Here is a 21,168-nt window from a genome sequence, read left to right on the forward strand (position 1 = left end):
ACTTATAAAATCTTAGATAAGAACTCTTGTGTTCGCTTATGTTGAGGAGAAGTAAATAGCTCTTCAGGTGTTCCTGTTTCGACTACCGTACCTTCATCCATAAAAATTATTCGGTCACCTACTTCACGTGCAAATCCCATTTCATGTGTTACGATAACCATCGTCATTCCATCATTTGCTAACTTTTTCATTACTTGTAAAACTTCATCAACCATTTATGGATCTAAAGCCGAGGTTGGTTCGTCAAATAGCAGTAGGCGTGGTTGCATAGCAAGGGCACGTGCAATCGCTATTCGCTGCTTTTGTCCACCTGATAGAGATTTGGGATAGACGTTTGCTTTTTCTATTAAGCCCATACTCATTAATAAATCTTCCCCAATTTTATTAGCTTGCGAAACTGTTCTTTTTTGTATTTCTATTGGTCCAATGGTGATATTCTCAAGTACGGATAGATGTGGGAATAGGTTAAACCCCTGAAAAACCATTCCCATCTTCATACGAATAAGATCCATATTAACTTTAGGTTGATTAATCCGCTTTTTCTCAAATAGAACGTCACCAGATGTAGGATTTTCCAGTAAATTCAAACATCTTAGAAAAGTACTTTTACCTGAACCTGAAGGCCCAATTATAACCACCACTTCACCCTCTGTAATTTCTTCATTAATACCTTTTAAAACTTCTTTATCACCAAATGATTTCTTCAAATTAATAGTCTTAATCACTTTCTTGTAACCTTCTTTCATAATATCCCAGTCCTCTAGTAAAGATACTAGTAAGTGCGAAATAAAAAACTGCTGCAATCATATAAGGCAAAAAAGGCATAAAAGTTGCACCGGCAACAACTTTAGCTTTAAACATCAAATCTTGCATGCCGATTACTGAAATAATTGATGACTCCTTCATCAACGTTATAAATTCATTACCTAGTGCTGGTAAGATATTTTTTAGAGCTTGAGGATAAATAATTTTCCGCATTGCTAGGACTTTATTCATTCCGATTGAACGTGCTGCTTCCATTTGTCCTTTATCCACCCCGTTTATCCCAGCACGAATAATTTCTGCAATATAAGCAGCAGCGTTCAATGCAATTGTAATGGTCCCAGAAGTAAAATCTGGTAATTCAATATTTAAAGAAAACAGTCCGTAATAGATAATAAATAACTGCACAAGTAAAGGTGTTCCTCTTACTATTTGGATATACCCACTAGCCGGTTTACTCAACCATTTTCTTTCTGACATTTTCGCAAGTGCTAGTCCACTTCCTAAGACAACTCCACCGAGAATTGCAAAAAAAGATAAAGCAATTGTATAAACAGCCCCTTGAAAATAAATGGGCAGATAGGTTTTTAAAAATTCAATTGACATAGTATAACCCTAACTCCTTCATACCGATATTTTGAACACAAAAAAACCGTCCCTTGTTTTACAAGAGACGGGCTAAATTTATATTATCCGCGGTACCACTCTAGTTGACATGCCTTGGCATATCCACCTCATTATAGTAACGCCTGATTCGCGGAAGAGGCTACTTTTTTCACCACTTCATCGATGAAGTGCGTTTCGACTAAAGTTTTCTGTCAGGCTCTCCCTCCCCTCACTCGCTTAAAGAAAAACATTCTGTTTACTCTCTTCATCATTGATTATTTTCTATTCAATTTTTACCAAGTTGGTATTTCTCTATAAAAGAGTCTAAGATTGTATCAAGATTTGGCCCTTCTAGCTCATTTAATTCATAATGCACACGCGTCGTGGGCTTATTTATTGTAATAATACGCGACAAATCAATTGGCGTTCCAATAATAACCGTATCACAATCCGCATTATTAATTGTTGTTTCTAAATCCTTTAATTGTTCTTTACCATAGCCCATTGCCGGCAATATCTTTCCAACGTGTGGGTACTTTTCATATGTATCAATAATTTTCCCAACAGCATAAGGATGAGGATTTACAATGGAATTGGCACCAAGTCGTTCTGCTGCTACCGTTCCAGCACCAATTACCATACCTCCATGAGTGACTGTCGGCCCATCTTCAACGATTAAAACATTTTTATTTTTTATCAGCTCTGGATGGTCTACCGTAATCGTTGAATCTGCTTTTATAATTGTTGCGTTGGGATTCGTTGCCTGAATATTCCCTTCGACGATAGCAATTGACTCACTGCTCGCACTATCAATTTTGTTAATAATGGTTACGTCAGCTTGACGCAAGGAAACTTCTCCTGGGTAATATTTTAATTCATGACCAGGACGATGCGGGTCCAAAACAGTAATCCCCAAATCGGCTTGATAAAAGGAGAAATCATTATTACCACCATCCCACAGAATAACGTCGCATCCATTAGGATCGTTTTCAGCAGCCATTAAAATATCTGCATAATCGACACCTGCATAAATGACATTGCCACGACTAACATGTGGTTCATACTCTTCCATTTCTTCAATTGTACAAAGATGTTTCTCAAGGTCTTCAACCGTTTCAAAACGCTGAACACGTTGTGCATTTAAATCTCCATATGGCATCGGATGACGAACGGCAATCACTTTTATCCCTTTTGCCATCAAACTCTCAATTACCTTACGCGATGTCTGGCTCTTACCAGCTCCGGTACGAACCGCTGTTACTGAAATCACTGGTTTTTTACTTTTTAGTTGGGTTTTCTTAGGTCCTAATAGCGTAAAATCGGCACCAGCTGCATTAACAATGGCACTAATTCCCATTACTTCTTCATAATGAATGTCACTATAAGCAAACACGCACTCTTCTACATCAAATGATGCAATCAGATTGGCTAAATCTTCTTGTTTATAGATGGGAATACCGTTTGGATAAGCCTCTCCCGCTAGTTCAGTTGGATAACTACGTCCGTCGATGTCTGGGATTTGTGCTGCAGTAAACGCCACAACATTATAAGACTCATTGCCTCGATAATAGGTATTAAAATTGTGAAAATCGCGACCTGCCGCACCGATAATGATTATATTTTTTTTTGTCATTTTTATTTCCCCTTTAATGATTCCTATGATAGTTGTCAATAGATTAACTTTTTTATTTTCGGTAACAGCTTTGCCTGTCTTTTCTTACCCAATAAGGGACTCTTGTCTTATTTACCATTTCATCGATTCCCCTTTTCCTTATTTATAAACACAAAAAAACCCATCCCTTGCATCTGCAAGAGACGGGTCTATATATCATATATCCGCGGTACCACTCTAGTTGACATGCGCTCGGGCATATCCACCTCATTGTAGTAACGCATGATCTGCGGAAGAAGCTACTCCTATTTCACCTCTTCATCGATAGAGTGCGGTTCAATCGGTTTTTACTAACAGGCTTCCACTACCACCCGTCTCACTGAAAATAAAAAATTCGATTTACTCTCTCTATCATTGATTTTTTCATATGTAGTTTTGTCATTGCAAGTATAATATTAGATTAAAATAAGATTGTCAAGCATTTATTTTAATTCATTTGTTAACTCAATCATCCGATCAACAGAACGATTTAAATAGGCAATGGTATCTTTTAGAGGTTTATCAGTCCGAATATCAACGCCAGCAACAGCTGCAGCATCCGCTGGAATATAGGTATCGCCCGTTTTTAAGAATTCTAGCCAGCGGTCAACAGCACGTTGCCCTTCCTCTTTTACTTTTAAGAAAGCTTGGGTTGCAATTGTTAATCCTGCAGAGTAAGTATAAGGATAGAGCCCCATATAATAATGTGGCTGACGCATCCAAGTTAGTTCTGCACCCGGATTAATTTCCACGGCATCTCCCCAGAATTCTTCTAGAATTGCACGTTTGATTTTGCTTAATTCTTGGGCGTCAAATCCTAATCCTGCATCGACACGCTTGTAAACTTCGCGTTGGTAGGCAGCTTCCAATAAATGAGTTACAAAATTATGGAAGTAAGTATCCGACATCATTTTTGTTAAAGCAAACCGTTCCATTCGCGGGTCATCGGTTTGACTGGTTAGAGAGTCTGTCAACAATAACTCATTAAATGTGGAAGGGCCTTCTATCAAATAAAGAGACGGATTATCCCCTACAACAGCGTTGTGTTCAGATGCTAAAATTCCCTGACCAGCATGACCGAATTCATGGATGAGTGTGTAGACATTGCTCAAATGATTCGTCCATGACATTAAAATATAGGGATGTGCAGCGTTTCCGGAAACAGTTGAACAAAAACCTCCCGTAGATTTACCAATATTTTGGGCAAAATCGACCCAACGTTCTGGGTAAGCTTTCATAATCATATCGGTATATTCCTGGCCTAAAACAGAAATGGCTTCTTCTACAAGTTGCTTCGAATCTTCAACGGTAACTTTAGGAGAGTACTCTGGATCTAAATCAATCTTCAAATCCGCATAGGTTACTTTATCTAATCCTTGAACGTCTTTTAAATGGGTAATATATTTTTGCATAACCGGCGCTAAATCTGACATAATCACATCAATTTGACGATTATACAGTTCTTGATCGACTTCCTGGTCATACAAGAGATAGTCAAAAACAGAATCAAAGCCGCGCATAGTTGCTAGCGTCTTTTCAGTTTGGACCTGTGTATAATAAGCTTGTGCAATAACGTTTTCGTATTTTTTCAAAACTTTAGAAAAAGCATCAAAGGCAGCTCTTCTCACTTTTGTATCCGTGTGATACATATAGTGATCTTCATACAGAACAAAACTTAAAGGATACACTTCGTCATCGACGGTGAAACTTCCAAAATCCATATCGGCTAATTTAGCTTGTTCATAAATACCGACTGGTGCATTAAACGTTGGTGCGAGCAATGCCAATGCCTGTTCAAGTTCTGGTGTTAATTGAATTTCTTTGTCTGCTTTCATATGACGGACAAATGACGTGTAGCGAGGTTCTTTTTCAGCAACTGCATCCAAAATGTCAGTATTCACTTGTGTTAGTTGCGAATTATAGAAAGAAAGACGTGCATACGTATCTGCCATCATTTGATCAAGTTGACGTGACATTTGTGTATAAGTAGCATTTGTCAAATCTGTTGTTGCTGGTAAGGATCCATAATGGTATAAGCGCGACATTTGAACTTGAATCGCTTCATAATCCGCAATAGATTTGAGAATCATTTCTTTATCAGCTAACTGATCTTTATAGTTTGTTTCAAAACGTTTAACCGCTTCTTGTAATTCTTCTTGCGCTCTTTGGTAATCTTCTTTTGATGCAAAAATACTTTCTAGGTCCCAAGTAAGTTGTGTAGGGACCTCTGAACGTTTCATTAAGTTTTGTTTCTCCATAGGCTAATTATCTCCTTTAAACATTTAATAGTATTTTAACATAATTAAAATAAAAGTTGCTAATCATCTGGATTTAAAAATTGCATTAAAAAAGGTAAATCGGTTTCAAATTGAACCCCATATTTCGTATCAATTTGGCTATCAATCGTTCGTGAAATGACCCGATTAACATATGTGACTGCAATTTTAGTCGCTTCTTGAAGGGTTTTTCTTTGGAAGAGCATACCAGCGACCACACTCGAAAATAAATCGCCTGTTCCGTCAAAGTGACCGGGATGCCAAGCGTCTAAACTGAGCGAATAATCTCTTTCTGGGAGACTATAACTTGCTGCGCCTAAGTTAACTGCGTCTAAACGAACACCTGTTAGAACCACGGCATTTTTGTTTAGCTGGACCAGTTCTGCTAATAATTGGCGGACATAAGTTTCACTAAAGGGTCCTGGTTGATAAGGGCGATTTAATAATAAACTGGCCTCCGTTGCATTTGGAATAATGACGGTTACTTCCTGGCAAAGTTGACGCATACTTAAAACATATTGACTATCAAAGCCTGGATATAAAAAACCGTGATCTCCCATAACAGGGTCTAACACAACGGTTCCATTAGGTTTGACAAAATCACGAATAATGCTTCTAACAATTTCAATCTGTTCCAGTGACCCTAAATATCCAATCAATAAGCCATCAAATTTTAGATTCAATGACTGCCAATGGTTTAATATTTTTTTTATTTCACTTGTTAAATCAAGATAAGTATAATCTAAAAAACCCACACCCGTATGTGTACTGAGCAAGGCTGTTGGCAAGATATTTACTGCATTATTCAAGCAACTTAAAACAGGTACAGCAACATTTGCTGAAATTCGGCAGCTGGCAGAAATATCTTGAATAACTAAAATACGTGGCTGTTGCATCCTTCTTCTGCCTCCTCTTTCTTATTTTCCTTACTTATTGTACCAAAAGTTATGGTTTTATGCCGTTTTGATTCTAAATATTATTTTGCGTATATTTTTATATCCCTAAGAAGAAATACTTACGGTATAATAAACAACTAGGAGGAATGTGTATGAAAAAAAACCCCACTACGCAAATGGTTCGCTTTGCTATGTTTGCTTCACTAACAGCCGTTATGACTTTATTATTTCGTATTCCTATCCCAAATGGGCAAGGGTATTTGAATATTGGAGATGCAGTCCTTTTATTAGCAGCACTCCTCATGGGACCCGCTGCTGGTTTTTGGGTTGGTGCGATTGGTTCTACTTTAGCTGATATGATTGCAGGTTATGCCATGTATATGCCCTTTACCTTTGTTGTAAAAGGAGTTGAAGGATTATTAGCAGGTGCCCTTTACAAGCGTACCCATACGTTGAGTTTATCCGTTTTCTTACCTGCTTTATGGATGGCAGGTGGCTATTTTCTAACCGATTGGTTTCTATATGGATTAGCTGCCGCTCTTGCGGCAATTTTGATGAATCTACTTCAGGGAATATTGGGTGCTGTTTTGGCTGTAGTTCTTTTTAAAATTTTAAATCCTATTTTCTCAAAAAGAACACCTTAATCTCATCTGTTTATTAAAATTTTCATTTACATCTTAGAAAACATCCGTTATATTAACGTCATAGATTGAAATAGATAAGGAGGTGTAAATAATGAACAAACAATCTTTTTTAGACCAAGTGAAAGATGGTATCATTGTTTCTTGTCAAGCTTTACCCGGTGAACCTTTATACACAGAAGAAGGTGGTATCATGCCACTCATGGCACTAGCTGCTCAACAAGCGGGTGCTGTTGGTATTCGTGCCAACTCCGTTCGAGATATTTTACAAATCAAAGAAAAAGTGGCACTGCCAATGATTGGAATTATTAAACGCGATTATCCACCTCAAGAACCCTTTATTACAGCTACCATGAAAGAGGTAGATGAGTTGGTGGAAACAGGAGTTGAAGTTATTGCATTAGATTGTACCTTGCGTGAACGTTATGATGGTAAATCGGTGCAATCTTTTATTCAAGAAATTAAAACAAAATACCCACAGCAATTATTTATGGCTGATATTGCCACTTTTGAAGAAGGGTTAAATGCTTATAAATCTGGAATCGATTTTGTTGGTACAACCTTAAGTGGTTATACAAAAGAAAGTGTCCAACAAGATGGTCCTGATATTCCCCTTATGAAAAAACTCGTTGCTGCTGGTATTCCCGTTATTGCAGAAGGAAAAATCCATACGCCTGCCCAAGCCAAAGAAATCCATGCGCTTGGTGTCGCTGCAATTGTTGTCGGTGGAGCTATTACACGTCCTTTAGAAATTGCGAAACGCTTTATTGATCAGATTAATTAGGAGGTTAGAATATGTTTAAGAAATTTTCTCAAGTTGGCCGTGCGATGATGCTTCCAATTGCTATCTTACCGGCGGCTGGTTTACTACTCGGACTAGGGGGCGCGCTAAGTAACCCCAGTACCCTAGCCGCTTATCCATTCTTAGATATTGCTTGGTTACAAGTTATTCTAAATATCATGAGTGTGGCTGGAGGAGCCATCTTTGCGAATTTACCCCTTATCTTTACAATTGGGATTGCGGTTGGGCTTTCCAATCGAGATAAAGGAACAGCTGGTCTAGCTGGGGGTATTGCGTATCTCGTTTATGCAGCCACAATAAGTGGGTTCCTGCAACTTTTCTCTGCAGAAGGCGCCTCCATTGATACCGGCGTCGTTGGTTCAATTGTAGTAGGTAGCACAGTTGCTTTTCTACACAATCGTTATCACAAGATTGAATTACCACAATTTCTTGGTTTCTTTGGTGGTTCACGCTTTATTCCCATTGTTTCATCCTTTGCAGCGATTATTCTAGGTGCTTTCTTCTATCTCATCTGGCCGCCTATTCAAGGCGCTTTAGCAGATGCGGGTGCCCTTATAGCTGAAATGGGTAGTTTTGGTACTTTCTTGTATGGTTTCTTACTCCGTTTAACAGGTGCAGTCGGTCTTCACCATACCATCTATCCCTTATTCTGGTATACATCATTAGGTGGAACTGAGACAGTCGCCGGTATGACTGTATCAGGTGCACAAAATATTTTCTTTGCACAACTAGCTGATCCTAACCATACCGGTCTCTTTACTTATGGAACACGTTTCTTTGCAGGACGTTTTGCAACAATGATGTTCGGTTTACCTGCTGCTGCACTTGCCATGTATCATTCTATTCCAAAACAAAACCGTAAAGAAAATGCTGGTTTGTATTTTAGTAGTGCTTTAACCTCTTTTCTGACTGGTATTACAGAACCACTTGAGTATATGTTTCTATTTGTTGCACCTTGGCTATACGTTGTTCATGCCTTTTTAGATGGCTTATCTTTTTACGTTGCTGACTTATTAAGCATTCGTATTGGTAATACCTTCTCAGGCGGTTTTATTGACTTCTTCCTATTTGGTCCTCTACAAGGAAGCGCCAAAACCAATTGGCTATGGGTTCTGCCAGTTGGGGCAATCTGGGCCCTCATTTACTACTTTGTATTTAGAATTTTAGTTACTAAATTCAAGGTTATGGTGCCAGGTATGGAAGTTGTCGAAACACAAACAGAAGAAACGATTGTTACAAGTGCTCCAAAAAGTACAAAAGCGACTTCTTTAAATGAAGATGCGCGTATTATTATTGAAGCCCTTGGTAATGAAGCAAATATCGAATCCGTTACGGCTTGTGCAACCCGTTTACGTGTTTCTGTTAAAGATGGTGATGTTGTTCAAAAAGAAGTGATCAAAAATCTTGGCGCAACAGCGGTCTTTGAAGTACAAGGTGGCATTCAAGCTGTGTTTGGCGGTAGAGCAGACTTGTTATCCCAAGAAATTAATCAAATTATGGGAACTGATGAATAGAATAAATATGAACATGTAAAAAGAGCGAGAATTTTATTTCTCGCTCTTTTTTGTTGCTTAATTATTTATACCTGTTTTCGATTATAATCCCAGAGTAACGCAAATAAGCCACCTAATCCTACTAATTGCATGAGAATGTAAGGTCGACCAATTGTTTTTTGGCCTACGACTACTAAGCCCACACAAATTAAAAACAAAATTCCTTTGATAAACAGTGACGTTTTATTTCCCATTTAAATCTCCTCCCACCGAATTTCACTTGGTTCGAGTGTCACTTCAAAACGATTTCCTTGCCCATCAAAATAAACGGTTTCTTGTGAATCCATTGTATTATTGACCAATGCAAATTTTTCTATTTCAGGATAGTAGTTCAATTCGCAAGCAGGATTTGTGGTATTCCATTTCTCAAAAGCCTCTTCCTTACGAGCCGCATAATAGAGCGAACGATAAAGGAGACGAGAATTTTCAATACTATAAGGTAGGCCAGCGATGTAAACGCCACGACCTTCTCCGTAATCATGACTTGAGAGGTGAACTTCTCCGTTTGAGTATTCAATAATTTCTGTGTCAGCATTAAGAGCATAAACGTTCTTCATACCTTCACCAAAATCAAATGCCTTAGTGTCTTGGGTTATGAAATGCTCTGTTTTTACTTCAGTAAAGTATTTATCTGTTGATAAGGTAAAACCAAGTTCCTTATCCACTCCCAAAACTTGTGCGAGTTGGAAAAATTGACCATTTTTATGAATAGCACTTGGCTCACCTACTCCGATAAAGCCCCCACCTTCATAAACCCATTTTCTAATGGTTGTCACTAGTTCTGTATTTTCCCAATAGTCGCCACCGGAGAAGGCTGTTTCTGCGTCCCCTGCATTAATAATGACATCGATATCAGCCGGAACACCAGAAGCGATTATATCATCAAAGCTAATAAACGAAACTTCTACTGGCATGCCACTTAATGACTCTAAAATCCCTTGATAGGAATAAATTTGTTTATACCAAAGAGCATGGGCAACCATGTGCGTTTGCCAACTACGTAATGCTCCCCAAGCATTTAGTATAGCCACTTTAAGTACAGTATGAGGCTTAACATCTTTAATTTTATCGTGAATATCACGAAACTCGTCGGCAACCTCCGCAATATAATCAACAAAATATGGGAACTTGTAAGCTAGACTTAAGTAGCCACCATATCCAATACGATCAATCGGTTTACGCATAATTGCTCTTCGCGCAGTTAGCCAATTCTCGTTGGCTTCAATATTGGGATTATTACCTTCATGAAAGGTGTCCGGGAAGAAGTAAGGTAAAAACCGTCCTTCTGTATAGCGAACGTGTGGAATATCGGCTAACATCCTTAAGGTTGCTCCACCGCCCACACTACCAACAACCGCATCTAAACCGATACTTTCAAAAAGTTTGCCATAAGGTTCTGTTCCAATCCAGTTATCTCCCAAAAACATCATTGCTTCTTTACCACTAGCATGAACCATGTCTACGAGTTCTTTCGCTTCTTTGGCAACAAAGGCCTGAATAAAATCGATATAATCCAAATAAGCTGCTGTTGGGTTACGGAAGGTGGAATTATAATAACCTTCATCAATAAAATCTTCTGGGCGTAAGCGATAACCTTTTTCTGCTTCAAAATCATTAAGCGCTCTTACTGAAACAGTGCCCCCATAACCAAACCAATCAACAAACTTTTCTTTCCGTTGGTCATTAAAAAATAAAGTGAAATGATAATAAAACGTTGTAAAACGAACAACATCCGTATCAGGATTATCTTTTAACCACTGCTTCAAATAGGTCTTCATATGATGATTGGAATACGGTTGGCGCACATCAAAAGGAATGTCATGCGCTTTATCTCCCCAATCATTTGTTATGTGATTATACATTTGAGTTGGATCCCAAATCATATAAGCGAGAAAGGATACGGTATACTCATGAAAAGCTTTCGCCTGGTGAATAATGACTTGGTCATTTGCTTTCTCTAGTTCCCAGTCTGTAGTTGGAACAACCTCACCACTTGTTCGATCAATGACTTCCCACCATTTTTTGGCATCATTTTGATAGTCCGGTTTAATCTGTTCTTTTAAAAATCCTTTCATAAAAGAAATGGTCACAGATGAGTTAACAGCTGTTATCCGATCGGAAAGGAGATACAGTTGCTGTGTTTCTTCTGGATGCTTTTCAGCAAATTCGTTATGAGCCCGTGCTACAAAATAAGTGGTATAAATTTTAGCGGGTAAGCTTTTTATTTGTTCATCTAGTTTTGTTCCATCACTGTCGCGAATCGCATCTGCGCCCCATCGCTCGATCAGTTCTTTTGTTTCTTCTAAAAAGTTTGTTTCACTTGGTAACGTTAATCTTCCTTTAGTCATAACTGTCTATTCCTCCTATCCTTTAATACCGCCGGCGGTCATCCCTTGTGTTAATTGTTTTTGAACGAGAATATATAAAACCAATGTTGGTAGCATAACGATGACCATCCCTGCATACATAGGTCCATAATTTGCAGCTGCCCGTTCAGCAGCCATTAAATTCATCAGTCCTACCGGCAATGTTTTGACACTACCAGGCATTAAGGTCAAAGCTAAAATGTATTCATTCCAAAACGATAAAAAATTAAACAAGATAACCGTTATAATACTGGGTTTGGCCATAGGAATCATGACAGAAACCATCGTTTTTGCCATACTTGCACCATCAATATAAGCTGCTTCTTCAAAACCAACAGGAAGCGTTTGGAAGTAGCTCGTTAAAAGATACGTCGTAAAAGGAAGTGCAGTTGCGGCATATATTAAAGCTAACATAAATCGATTATTTAAGAAGAAACTTGCTCCGCCAGCTTCACGTAAACCATTATCCCAACCTAACAACATTAAGAATATTGGCACCACAATGTAACTCACATTAATAAATAATCCTGAACGAATCACCGTCATAACGATTTTCTTCATTCGAAATTCAAAGCGCGCCAGCACATAAGAAGCCGGTAAAGCGACTGCTAATAGAATGAGAATGGCCATTGCGGACACGATTACCGAGTTAAATAAATAGCTCCCCATATTGGCTTCTGAAAAGGCAGTAACAAAGTTTTCAACATGGACTCCCATTGGCAGTGCCCATGGATTACCATAAAATTCTGAGTTTTCTTTGATTGAAGCAAAAAATATCCATGCGACTGGAAGTATAATGGAAACAGCTAAGGATATTAAAGCGACATAGATAAAAATTTTATAAATACGATTCGATTTTTTTTCTGTTTCAACGTTGGATTGCGCCATTTTTTATACTCCTCCTTAATACTGTAGTATTTCTCGTTTTGTAACCCGGTTAATAATGGCCGATAGAGCAAAGGAGAATAAGAACACAATCACTCCAATTGACATCCCATATCCGTAAGTTGAATTTGTGTAGGCTTGATTATACATATAGAATAAAAATACATTCGTAGAACCGTCCGGTCCCCCACCTGTCATGGCTTGAACCAAGAGGAAGCTCAAATTGATGGTACTAATGATGAAAAAGGTCAAGGTAGTTCGAATGTTATTCCAAATAAGTGGTAAGGTAATGTTAAAGAATTGCGTCACACGTCCGGCACCTTCTAGTGAAGCCGCTTCATAAAATGATTCGGGAATACTTGCCATACTAGACATGTACATGACCATATAATACCCCGTTGCCTGCCAAATGAGCGCACCGACAATGCTATAAATAACAATATTTTGATCACCTAACCAGAGTCTCTGTAAGTTTTCAAGCTTAATCATCCCTAAAACACTATTTAATAACCCTTGTGTTGGATTATAAATAGCTGAAAAAACACCGGCAATAACAACAATGGATAAAATATTTGGAATATAAAAAATAATTCGGAACAAATCTGTTCCCTTCAATTTTTCACGTGTCAAAATTGCTGCAAAAAAGAGTGCCAATAGAACTGTGACAATTGTCACGACTACAATTAGCAATACCGTATTTTGAAATGCTTGCATAAATTTAGTATCGTTCCAAAGAACTTTAAAGTTATCCAATCCAATAAATTGTTGATTATTAGAAAAACCACCCCAACTATAGAGAGACATTCTAAAAACTTCAAATGTTGGAACGAGGACAAATAAGGTTAATAAGATAAGAGCAGGTGATAAACACGCTGCTATAAATAATGTTTTTTTCTTACCATTGTTCATTTTTATTCACCTCTCAAAATAAAGATGGCGAGGACAGAACCTCATCCTCACCACCCTTTTATCTATTATCTTTTTTATTCTGCTGCGCTTCTTAATTGATCGCTAGCTGCTTCTACTTCTGCTTGCCATTCTTCTACTGTCTTATCGCCTGACATGACACTGTCAATTGTTCCATAAAGTGTGTCCGTCATATTCACACCAGGTACTGGTGTTGTTGCAGCGAAACCACCTAAAGCTGGCAATGCGCCTTCTTCATAAATGTTGTAGAAAACTTTTTTGTCATCGCTCATTTTTTCTACCATGCCTTCAATTGGTTGTACAGCATCTGATTCTAAAAAGATATCTGCCGCTTCGTCAGAATAGACATAAGTCATAAATTCTTTAGCAGCATCAATATTTTCTGCTTGAGAAGGGATCCAAAGTTGTTCAAAGAATGTAAATGAGTATTGATCGCCATTTTCTTCATAAGCTGGAACAGCTGTCATACCCCATTCGAAGCCATCTGCGCGTGGTGCTTCTGCCATTTCACCGACAACCCATGTCCCATTCGGCATGAAGAGTGCTTTATTATCTAGAACCAGTTGTTGGTTTCTTGTAAAATCATTTGGATTAGCATTGGCTACAGTTGATGATTCTACGTAATCGGCTAAGCCCCCTACCGTTTCAAAAACTCGTGTTGCTTCAGGCGATTCCCACACACCATCTTGGTAAGTCATGGCTTCTTCAAAGAACTCTGGGCCACCAGAAGCATATAACATCGCTCCTAAGAAGGTATCAAAGTATCCTGAGACTGGATAGGTAAATAAGGCAGTATCTTCTGCAGCTGCTTTATCACCCAAAGCCCACATTTCATCCCAAGTCGTTGGCGTTTCCCAACCCTTTTCAGCAAGTAATGCTTGGTTGTAGAATAGTCCAGTTGGGCTGTAGAACATTGGCGCTAAATAGGTTGCGCCATCACCATATGGATTTGTTGCTAATGTTTCAGTAAAACCGTCTAGTAACTTATCTCCTACTGTCACACCTTCACCATAAACATTCATATCAATAACATCCGAAATATCTTCGATCCCTTTTTCTTTAATCAATGTTTCTGTTAGGGCTTCTTCACGACCCGTTGCCAGTAAAACGATGTCTGGGTATTCACCTGCTTGCATATTCGGACGAATAACTTGTTCTAAGTTTTTCTCTTGTGTCAATTCTACCGTTACATTTTCGTTGGCTGCTTCATAAGCATCAGCAATTTTTTGCCACATTTCTGCGCCATAACCAGATTCTAAAGCGGCTACGTGTAAGGTTACTTTTTCTCCATCCGTTGTTTCAGCAACTTCACTTGTTTCATTCATATCGTTTGTCGAAGTTGTCTCTTCGGTATCTGTTGTTCCACATGCTGCTAAACCTAATGTTAAAGCGATTGAACTTGCCCATAATATTTTTTTATTCATGCTCTTTATCCTCCTACATATCTTTTTGTTACCTAAATTATATGCATTTATAAGCGCTTACACAATGTACATATTGTTCATTTTTTTATATATCTTGCTTTCCGTCTAAATTAAACATAAAATGAAGAAAATATAACAAGCAAGATTGGAGAAAGATATGTCAAACCGCGTATATGAAATTGCCGCACCTACTGAAGAAAAAATCTCCACAAAAGTTTTTTATGTGACAGAAGCAAAATACGAACACGATTGGCACAGTACCTTCCACAGTCATTTTTTTACGGAGTTAATTTATGTAACCAAAGGTAAAGGCTATTTTATGGTTCCAAATAAAAAATTTCCTATTCAAGAAAAAAGTCTCATTATTGTCAATGAAAACGTAGACCATACTGAAATGTCTGATCCAGATGGCAAACTCGAGTACATTGCCATTGGAATCCAGGACATTCTGTTTTCAAGTAAGCACAGTGATCAATTTGAGTCTTTCTTTATTTATAATATTACCAAAGACCTTAAAATTATTAATGAACTTTTTAATATTATTTTATTAGAGGCTAAGAGAAATCTTGATAGCAATGCAGATATTACCAAAAACTTACTTGAAGTTTTACTCGTTTATTTAAATCGAAATAACAGCATTGAATTTAATAAAACCGATCAATCCGTTGTGAATAAAAATATATCGCTCATCAAGCATCACATTGATAACAATTTTCAAGATTCCTTAACGCTAGATGACTTGGCCACAATTGGACATATGAATAAGTACTATTTGGCACATACCTTTAAAAGTACCCTAGGAATGTCCCCTATTGAATACCTAAATGAAGTTCGAATTAATCGAAGCCGTTACCTACTAGGTTCTACGGATCATCCTATTAGTATGATTGCGGGCTTCGCTGGATTTTCTTCTCCCTCTTACTTCTCACAATCATTCAAACGCAAGACCGGATACACCCCTATCCAATATCGAACCTTACAAAAAAAGGGGCATCAATCAAAAAAAGAGTAATTTGGATCTCTCCAAATTACTCTTTTGGCACTTTTTTGTTAGGCTTTTGTTTTTTTTGTAAATAAAAATAACCGAGCGTAACAATCAATAAAGCCCCTAGTGTGTTAACAATAATGTCTTCCATCGTATCGCTGATGGCTTCTCTACCTACTAACACTTCCCCTTGGAACGTAATAAACTTCTGCATATTCGTTCCCAATATCCCATCTGCTAGAAATTCATAAATTTCCCAAATAGCGCCCACTGTAACAGAAAAGCAAAAAGCAAAGAATGAAACAAAAAACGGACTTAAATCGAGATTTAATTTATCAAAACCATTTAAATAATCAACAAGAAAGAAGCCTAAAGCTCCTGACATGGTTGCACTAAAAAAATGTAAAATATTATCCCAATGCGGAACTCGAAAATAAAAATTTCTAACTTCACCTAAATAAATAGCTAAAAACAAAAATATAATATAAATAATTTTGATTAGATTGGGGATGCGTACTTCAAACCGATCCTCTACCTTTTCAGGTAAGAAAATAACAATCGCACCAAACAAACATTGTAAAACCATTAACACATAATCACTCTTGACACGTTGGCCTGCATACTCTGCTAATCCACTAGGTGCATGAAAGAGCATATAAATAGCATAAAAAATTGAAATAACGAGTAAAAATAAAACAATAGAAAAAACCACATTTTTTCTTTTCTCTAATTTACGTTCAGGTTTCATCATTCGCTCCTTTCATAAATGGTTTTTATAGCAAGTGGATAATTTGAGTTGCAATCGAAAAATAAATAAATAATCCAATCAAATCATTAATAGTAGTAATAAAAGGGCCAGAAGCAACTGCTGGATCAATATTTAATTTATTGATTAATACAGGAATAACTGCTCCTACCACATTTGAAATACTTAAGGTAATTAAAAGTGAAATTCCAATTGCAATCGCCAAAATAGTGTTTCCGTAAAAAATGGCAACGATAAGACCTAAAACACTTCCGGCTGCCAAGCCTAAAACTGCACCAACAAAAAACTCTTGTAGCAAAATTCTCCCAATCGATCGGCTTGAAGATGTTTCACCCATCGAAATTTTACGAACGGCTACTGCAAGGGATTGCGTTCCCACATTCCCAGCTGCATCAGTAATAATGGGAATAAAAGCTGCTAATAGAACAACTTCATTTAATGTAGTCTCAAAAGAGCCAATCAATGAAGCACTAATCATACCCATGAAAATTAAAATAATAATCCAAGGCATCCGCATACGGGCGACTCCCCAAACGCCATCTTCTACATCTTTACTCTTTTTTCTTGAGATACCAGCAAACTCATTAAAGTCTTCCGTTGTCTCTTCTTCTAAAATATCCATCACGTCGTCAACGGTAATTAAACCGACCATTTTTTTAACTGCATCCAAAACGGGAATGGCAATCAAGTTATATTTTTGAAGGAGTCGGGCTGCAATTTCTTGGTCAATATCTACATTTACAAAAGCAACTTGCGTAATCATGATGTCTTCTAGGGTTTGGCTTGGTGGCTTAACCATTAAATCTCGTAAAGAAGCTACCCCTTTCAAAATCCCTTCCTCATCTAATACGTAAATATAATAAATCATTTCAACATCTTTTGCGGATTCCCGGATATCTTCTAGAGCTTGCCTAACGGTCGTTTTTTCTAATCCTGTCACATAACCTTTATTCATGACTGATCCAGAGGACTCTGATTTGAATAACAACATTTTAGTAATTTCTTCGCGGTCATCAGCTTCTAGTAAGCTGAGTATTTTATTTTGTTCTTCATGAGTGAGGTAGCCTAAAAACTTAACGACGTTGTCAACTTCCATATAAGGAAATAGTGTTGCAATATAGGTATCAGAGAATACTTCATAGACATTCTTTTGCTCTAGTGGATCCATCCACTCGAATAATTCCGCGAATTCATCTGGTTCTAAAAATTGTTCTACTTTTTTTTGATTTTGAGGATATAATGCTTGGAATAAATCACCTTGGTCCTTCACATGTAACCGTAAAAAGAGCTTACGAAAAGCAGCATGATTATTATTTTTTGCTGCTTTAAATATTTTTTCATAATTAGCCATACTAATCATCCCTTTCAGAGAGAGCGATGTCTCCCTTTTCATTCTTAAACACGTACCTGTTTGAGTTTGTAAACAAATGAGGACTCGGGTCCACATCAACCACCCCCTGAAATATCAAACAAAAAAGCACGCTCTAAAGAGCATGCCCCAAATTTGTTTATCTTAAAATGCGCACCTCTTCATTGAGTTTCAGCTCTGTACAGCATAGGGACTCCCAGCTACATTAAGAATCCCCTTAATTCGGAAATTCCTGTTGACCCGTTGGCGTCTTTGGACATTTCTGGGCAGCAGCGTATCTCTAGTACAGTAACCTCACCTAACAAGGCTATTCACTTTTCATCTTAACCATTGTAACAGGTATCTTTAAGAATGTACATTTCAAATCTGATTAGACGATTTTAGTTCCATGAACTTCTTGGAAAGATAGTTTTTCTTGTAAAGCCCCAAGATTATCTTTTGTAATCCCGCCCCCTGGTAAAATCGTTATACTCTGACGCCACTCCATCAGTTTTTTTAAGTTTTCAACTGTTTCAAAGATAGACTGACTCATTGGCCCTCCGTGTGTCAAAATACGATCGAAACCAATCTCTTCTAAGCGATGAAGGGCTCTTTTCTGCTTATCGGTTGGAATTTCATCAAAAGCCATATGAAAAACAAGTTCTCGTTGTCTTTCTTTTACTTGTTTTGCTATTTCTATTAAAAATGCTTCATCCAGCTGATTGTCATCTGTTAAAGCACCGATAACAACGGCATCTGCATTTGCATTTAAAATTGTTTTTAAATCTTCAACCATTATCTTTTTTTCATCAGGAGTATAAACAAAATTTCCGCCACGTGGGCGAAGCATCACTGCCACTGAAACTTCTTTTTCATGGCAATAGTTAATTGCTTTTTTCATCACACCTACGCTCGGTGTCGTCCCACCCACTGCTAAATTATCACATAACTCAATGCGTTGTGCACCTCTTTGGATGACACTTGGAACTTTTGTAAAGTTTTCGACACATGCTTCTTTTAACATATCCTCACCTCCCTCTTACTATACTATGTTCAATTAAATTTTAAAATACTTTCATTTATGGTATCATACACATGAACAATTAATCATGTATGCAACCATTTGAAAGGAGTTTTATTGATGAAAAATTACCGTATTCGTGGCATTCACAGTGAAAAACGCGCAAAAGCAATTGAAGAGAAATTTAATCGCGCCATCAATACCGATTCAATCAGAATCGATTATCCACATCGAACTCTATCTTTTCCTTCTGACCTCGATATCAATAAGCTAAACCGTATCGCTGCTTTTGAAAAAATTATTATTGAAGCAGAAGATAATAGTGAGCAAGAGGATAGTCACTCGCATCAACATGAAAGTGGTCACAGTCATAGCCACCATCAAGATGTTGATTTTTCTTCTAGTGACAAAGCAGCAAAGAATATGAAAATTGTTTTTATTATTAATCTTTTCTTTTCGATTTTAGAATTCTTCTTTGGTGTTCTATTTAATAGTGCTGCCATTTTAACTGATGCCGTTCACGATTTGGGTGACGCCATTTCAATCGGTTTGGCTTGGTTTTTCCAAAAAATATCTACACGTCAAGCCGATGCTAAATATAGTTTTGGTCATCAACGCTTTTCTCTTTTGGGCGCTTTAGTAACCGGTGGTATTTTGCTAACCGGGTCACTCTTTTTAATTGCCAATACGATTCCTATTTTATTTGACCCTCAACCTGTTAATTACCAAGGAATGTTTTGGTTAGCAATTTTTGCAATTGTGGCAAACGGATATTCTGCTTGGCTGATGAATAGAGGATCTTCTGCTAATGAATCGATGCTTAATTTGCACCTATTAGAAGACGTTTTAGGTTGGATTGGTGTTTTAATTGTTAGTATTGTGGTGAAATATACAGAGTGGTATATATTAGATCCTATTTTATCACTTATAATTGCTGCATTTATTATCTGGCAAGCATGGCCCCTTTTTAAAGAAACTGCTCAAATCTTTTTAGAAGTTGTTCCAAGCGAGATTGATATAGAAGCTATTAGAGAAGAAATTTTAAATATTTCGGGTGTCCATTCCCTCGCTCATTTACATATTTGGTCTATTGATGGTGAAGAACATGCCATGTCTGTTACAATCAGTACCGATAATTTTTCGAATGATGGACGGGAAAAATTAAAGGAAAAAATTCGTAGCTTGGTTATACCATTAAACGTTACGCATACAACAATTGAAACCATCGCTGATCCAGATAACATTTTATAAACAAAAAAACCAAAGCAGATCGTGCTTTGGTTTTTTTGTTTTACTCGAGTCGATTCTTTTGATGTAAGAGAAAATCATCTACCCACTGTTGGCTTGGTTCTATTACTTTTGTTTGCCCAGCATCATTTTGCTTAGCTATATAAATAGTTGGTTTTTGTTTTTCGGTCGCAACTACAAAGGTAAAATCAACATTAGTCGCAACTCCCCACTCACCGTTTTTATTCATACAAATTAAAGACATGGCTCCTACTTTGCCAGCTTTTTTCAGTAATTTTCTTTCAAAATCAGTCAATGTTTGCTGAGCTGCTTCCATTGGTAGAAGTCCTGCTTCCATTTTCCTAACAATCTCATAACTTAGGATTCCTTTCATTAAATCTTCCCCAAGTCCCGTGGCAGTAGCACCGCCACTATCACTATCTACATAGAAGCCAGACCCTGGCAGAGCAGAATCGCCGATGCGACCGTCCTTCTTCATAAAGAGGCCACTGCTAGATGTTCCAGCTACCATGTGTCCCTTTGGATCTAATACAACTACCCCAATTGTGTCATGCCCATCATAGGGTGTTATTTCGCCTGTTTTAACATGATTAATTCGTTCTTGATAACGCGCGTTTGAACCTTCTGTTAATAAGGTTTCTATCTTAAAGCCATTCAGTGAAGCATAACTTTGTGCGCCTTTTCCGACTAGAAAGGAATTAAAGCGCTCTGAACTTAATTTTTTTGCAACAGAAATTGGGTTTTTCACATTCTCCATCCCCGCTACTGCACCGATTTCAAAAGTGGATCCATCCATAAAGGCACCGTCTAGTTGTACCTTTCCATCTTGATTAGGTAAGCCACCATATCCTACTGAAATATAATTGGGAAAATTTTCGACTTCGCTAATAACTGCTTCGAGGGTTTGCCCAGCATCACTTTCGTTAGCTAACGTACCAATATTATTAAGAACGGCTTGATAAGCCATCCGCCAAGTTGCAATCACTCCATAAGACATACTTTCTCCTCCGT

18 protein-coding genes, 1 pseudogene, 1 riboswitch and 2 other annotated features are annotated in these 21,168 nt (G+C 37.6%); of the genes and pseudogenes, 5 read left to right on the forward strand and 14 right to left on the reverse strand.

The features are described from left to right. Window positions 1–2 precede the first annotated feature (2 nt). The 5 genes and pseudogenes from BW727_RS06675 to BW727_RS06695 form a co-directional block, all read right to left on the reverse strand. A pseudogene (locus tag BW727_RS06675) lies at window positions 3–725 on the reverse strand (amino acid ABC transporter ATP-binding protein). Continuing rightward, window positions 718–1,368 carry an amino acid ABC transporter permease gene (locus tag BW727_RS06680; protein ID WP_062468591.1) on the reverse strand — a complete coding sequence of 217 codons (651 nt, stop codon included), beginning with the start codon at window positions 1,366–1,368 and terminating at the stop codon, window positions 718–720. The pseudogene BW727_RS06675 and the gene BW727_RS06680 overlap by 8 nt, the downstream one beginning before the upstream one ends. Before the next feature lie 60 nt (window positions 1,369–1,428). Beyond that, window positions 1,429–1,649, reverse strand: a binding site (T-box leader). Between the two features lie 5 nt (window positions 1,650–1,654). Next, the gene (locus BW727_RS06685) at window positions 1,655–3,001 is read right to left on the reverse strand and encodes a cyclic 2,3-diphosphoglycerate synthase (protein WP_062468589.1); all 1,347 of its coding nucleotides are present in this window, start codon (window positions 2,999–3,001) and stop codon (window positions 1,655–1,657) included. Between the two features lie 175 nt (window positions 3,002–3,176). Next, window positions 3,177–3,404 (reverse strand) — a binding site (T-box leader). A gap of 58 nt (window positions 3,405–3,462) precedes the next feature. Beyond that, window positions 3,463–5,277: an oligoendopeptidase F gene (gene pepF / locus BW727_RS06690; RefSeq protein WP_062468586.1), complete on the reverse strand. Its 1,815-nt coding sequence runs from the start codon at window positions 5,275–5,277 to the stop codon at window positions 3,463–3,465. Between the two features lie 59 nt (window positions 5,278–5,336). After that, window positions 5,337–6,191, reverse strand: a complete 855-nt coding sequence (locus tag BW727_RS06695; RefSeq protein ID WP_062468585.1) for a pyridoxamine kinase — start codon at window positions 6,189–6,191, stop codon at window positions 5,337–5,339. Window positions 6,192–6,343: 152 nt separating this feature from the next. On the opposite strand from BW727_RS06695, the gene BW727_RS06700 reads away from it, so the two are divergent. The 3 genes from BW727_RS06700 to BW727_RS06710 all read left to right on the forward strand — a co-directional run bounded on the left by BW727_RS06700 (window position 6,344) and on the right by BW727_RS06710 (window position 9,148). Further along, on the forward strand, window positions 6,344–6,835 hold the full coding sequence (locus BW727_RS06700) for an ECF transporter S component (RefSeq protein ID WP_062468584.1): 492 nt from the start codon (window positions 6,344–6,346) through the stop codon (window positions 6,833–6,835). A gap of 91 nt (window positions 6,836–6,926) precedes the next feature. Beyond that, on the forward strand, window positions 6,927–7,616 hold the full coding sequence (locus tag BW727_RS06705) for an N-acetylmannosamine-6-phosphate 2-epimerase (RefSeq protein WP_062468583.1): 690 nt from the start codon (window positions 6,927–6,929) through the stop codon (window positions 7,614–7,616). An 11-nt stretch (window positions 7,617–7,627) separates the two neighbouring features. Next, the gene (locus tag BW727_RS06710) at window positions 7,628–9,148 is read left to right on the forward strand and encodes a PTS transporter subunit EIIC (RefSeq protein WP_062468582.1); all 1,521 of its coding nucleotides are present in this window, start codon (window positions 7,628–7,630) and stop codon (window positions 9,146–9,148) included. A gap of 65 nt (window positions 9,149–9,213) precedes the next feature. Here BW727_RS06710 and BW727_RS10665 read toward each other — a convergent pair whose 3' ends face one another. The 5 genes from BW727_RS10665 to BW727_RS06730 form a co-directional block, all read right to left on the reverse strand. After that, window positions 9,214–9,381: a DUF6903 family protein gene (locus BW727_RS10665; protein WP_169749236.1), complete on the reverse strand. Its 168-nt coding sequence runs from the start codon at window positions 9,379–9,381 to the stop codon at window positions 9,214–9,216. Then, window positions 9,382–11,535, reverse strand: coding sequence for a 1,3-beta-galactosyl-N-acetylhexosamine phosphorylase (gnpA, locus tag BW727_RS06715; protein ID WP_062468581.1), 2,154 nt, complete (start codon window positions 11,533–11,535; stop codon window positions 9,382–9,384). A gap of 15 nt (window positions 11,536–11,550) precedes the next feature. Then, window positions 11,551–12,441 (reverse strand): carbohydrate ABC transporter permease, encoded by an 891-nt coding sequence (locus BW727_RS06720; protein WP_062468580.1) that lies wholly within the window; start codon window positions 12,439–12,441, stop codon window positions 11,551–11,553. Window positions 12,442–12,456: 15 nt separating this feature from the next. Next, on the reverse strand, window positions 12,457–13,347 hold the full coding sequence (locus BW727_RS06725) for a carbohydrate ABC transporter permease (protein ID WP_062468578.1): 891 nt from the start codon (window positions 13,345–13,347) through the stop codon (window positions 12,457–12,459). Window positions 13,348–13,421: 74 nt separating this feature from the next. Beyond that, window positions 13,422–14,789 (reverse strand): carbohydrate ABC transporter substrate-binding protein, encoded by a 1,368-nt coding sequence (locus BW727_RS06730; RefSeq protein WP_062468575.1) that lies wholly within the window; start codon window positions 14,787–14,789, stop codon window positions 13,422–13,424. Between the two features lie 157 nt (window positions 14,790–14,946). Here BW727_RS06730 and BW727_RS06735 point away from each other — a divergent pair, with 157 nt between their 5' ends. Continuing rightward, on the forward strand, window positions 14,947–15,801 hold the full coding sequence (locus tag BW727_RS06735) for an AraC family transcriptional regulator (RefSeq protein ID WP_062468573.1): 855 nt from the start codon (window positions 14,947–14,949) through the stop codon (window positions 15,799–15,801). 16 nt (window positions 15,802–15,817) lie between these two features. On the opposite strand, the gene BW727_RS06740 is transcribed toward BW727_RS06735, so the two are convergent. From BW727_RS06740 to BW727_RS06750, 3 genes are all read right to left on the reverse strand, one after another. Further along, window positions 15,818–16,522 (reverse strand): DUF2238 domain-containing protein, encoded by a 705-nt coding sequence (locus tag BW727_RS06740; protein ID WP_217994412.1) that lies wholly within the window; start codon window positions 16,520–16,522, stop codon window positions 15,818–15,820. A 25-nt stretch (window positions 16,523–16,547) separates the two neighbouring features. Next, the gene (mgtE, locus tag BW727_RS06745; RefSeq protein ID WP_159443134.1) at window positions 16,548–17,891 is read right to left on the reverse strand and encodes a magnesium transporter; all 1,344 of its coding nucleotides are present in this window, start codon (window positions 17,889–17,891) and stop codon (window positions 16,548–16,550) included. Window positions 17,892–18,059: 168 nt separating this feature from the next. Continuing rightward, window positions 18,060–18,222: riboswitch (M-box (ykoK) riboswitch) on the reverse strand. 57 nt (window positions 18,223–18,279) lie between these two features. Then, window positions 18,280–18,912, reverse strand: a complete 633-nt coding sequence (locus BW727_RS06750; RefSeq protein ID WP_062468570.1) for a copper homeostasis protein CutC — start codon at window positions 18,910–18,912, stop codon at window positions 18,280–18,282. A gap of 117 nt (window positions 18,913–19,029) precedes the next feature. Here BW727_RS06750 and BW727_RS06755 point away from each other — a divergent pair, with 117 nt between their 5' ends. Then, complete coding sequence (locus tag BW727_RS06755; RefSeq protein WP_216596690.1) at window positions 19,030–20,160, forward strand: cation diffusion facilitator family transporter; 1,131 nt, start codon at window positions 19,030–19,032, stop codon at window positions 20,158–20,160. Between the two features lie 40 nt (window positions 20,161–20,200). Here the strand turns inward: BW727_RS06755 and BW727_RS06760 are convergent, their stop codons facing one another. Next, the gene (locus BW727_RS06760) at window positions 20,201–21,154 is read right to left on the reverse strand and encodes a glycosylasparaginase (RefSeq protein ID WP_062468568.1); all 954 of its coding nucleotides are present in this window, start codon (window positions 21,152–21,154) and stop codon (window positions 20,201–20,203) included. Window positions 21,155–21,168 lie beyond the last annotated feature (14 nt).

The organism is Jeotgalibaca dankookensis (genome assembly GCF_002005405.1).
GTDB lineage: Bacteria > Bacillota > Bacilli > Lactobacillales > Aerococcaceae > Jeotgalibaca > Jeotgalibaca dankookensis.

Bases quoted from the DNA above. Each gene is read 5' to 3' on its own strand.
- BW727_RS06700 (WP_062468584.1), top strand. From the start codon at position 6,344: ATGAAAAAAAACCCCACTACGCAAATGGTTCGCTTTGCTATGTTTGCT.
- BW727_RS06725 (WP_062468578.1), bottom strand. From the start codon at position 13,347: ATGAACAATGGTAAGAAAAAAACATTATTTATAGCAGCGTGTTTATCA.
- BW727_RS06750 (WP_062468570.1), bottom strand. From the start codon at position 18,912: ATGTTAAAAGAAGCATGTGTCGAAAACTTTACAAAAGTTCCAAGTGTC.
- BW727_RS06695 (WP_062468585.1), bottom strand. From the start codon at position 6,191: ATGCAACAGCCACGTATTTTAGTTATTCAAGATATTTCTGCCAGCTGC.
- BW727_RS06730 (WP_062468575.1), bottom strand. From the start codon at position 14,789: ATGAATAAAAAAATATTATGGGCAAGTTCAATCGCTTTAACATTAGGT.
- BW727_RS06685 (WP_062468589.1), bottom strand. From the start codon at position 3,001: ATGACAAAAAAAAATATAATCATTATCGGTGCGGCAGGTCGCGATTTT.
- BW727_RS06680 (WP_062468591.1), bottom strand. From the start codon at position 1,368: ATGTCAATTGAATTTTTAAAAACCTATCTGCCCATTTATTTTCAAGGG.
- BW727_RS10665 (WP_169749236.1), bottom strand. From the start codon at position 9,381: ATGGGAAATAAAACGTCACTGTTTATCAAAGGAATTTTGTTTTTAATT.
- BW727_RS06735 (WP_062468573.1), top strand. From the start codon at position 14,947: ATGTCAAACCGCGTATATGAAATTGCCGCACCTACTGAAGAAAAAATC.
- gnpA (WP_062468581.1), bottom strand. From the start codon at position 11,535: ATGACTAAAGGAAGATTAACGTTACCAAGTGAAACAAACTTTTTAGAA.
- pepF (WP_062468586.1), bottom strand. From the start codon at position 5,277: ATGGAGAAACAAAACTTAATGAAACGTTCAGAGGTCCCTACACAACTT.
- BW727_RS06760 (WP_062468568.1), bottom strand. From the start codon at position 21,154: ATGTCTTATGGAGTGATTGCAACTTGGCGGATGGCTTATCAAGCCGTT.
- BW727_RS06755 (WP_216596690.1), top strand. From the start codon at position 19,030: ATGAAAAATTACCGTATTCGTGGCATTCACAGTGAAAAACGCGCAAAA.
- BW727_RS06720 (WP_062468580.1), bottom strand. From the start codon at position 12,441: ATGGCGCAATCCAACGTTGAAACAGAAAAAAAATCGAATCGTATTTAT.
- mgtE (WP_159443134.1), bottom strand. From the start codon at position 17,891: ATGGCTAATTATGAAAAAATATTTAAAGCAGCAAAAAATAATAATCAT.
- BW727_RS06705 (WP_062468583.1), top strand. From the start codon at position 6,927: ATGAACAAACAATCTTTTTTAGACCAAGTGAAAGATGGTATCATTGTT.
- BW727_RS06710 (WP_062468582.1), top strand. From the start codon at position 7,628: ATGTTTAAGAAATTTTCTCAAGTTGGCCGTGCGATGATGCTTCCAATT.
- BW727_RS06740 (WP_217994412.1), bottom strand. From the start codon at position 16,522: ATGAAACCTGAACGTAAATTAGAGAAAAGAAAAAATGTGGTTTTTTCT.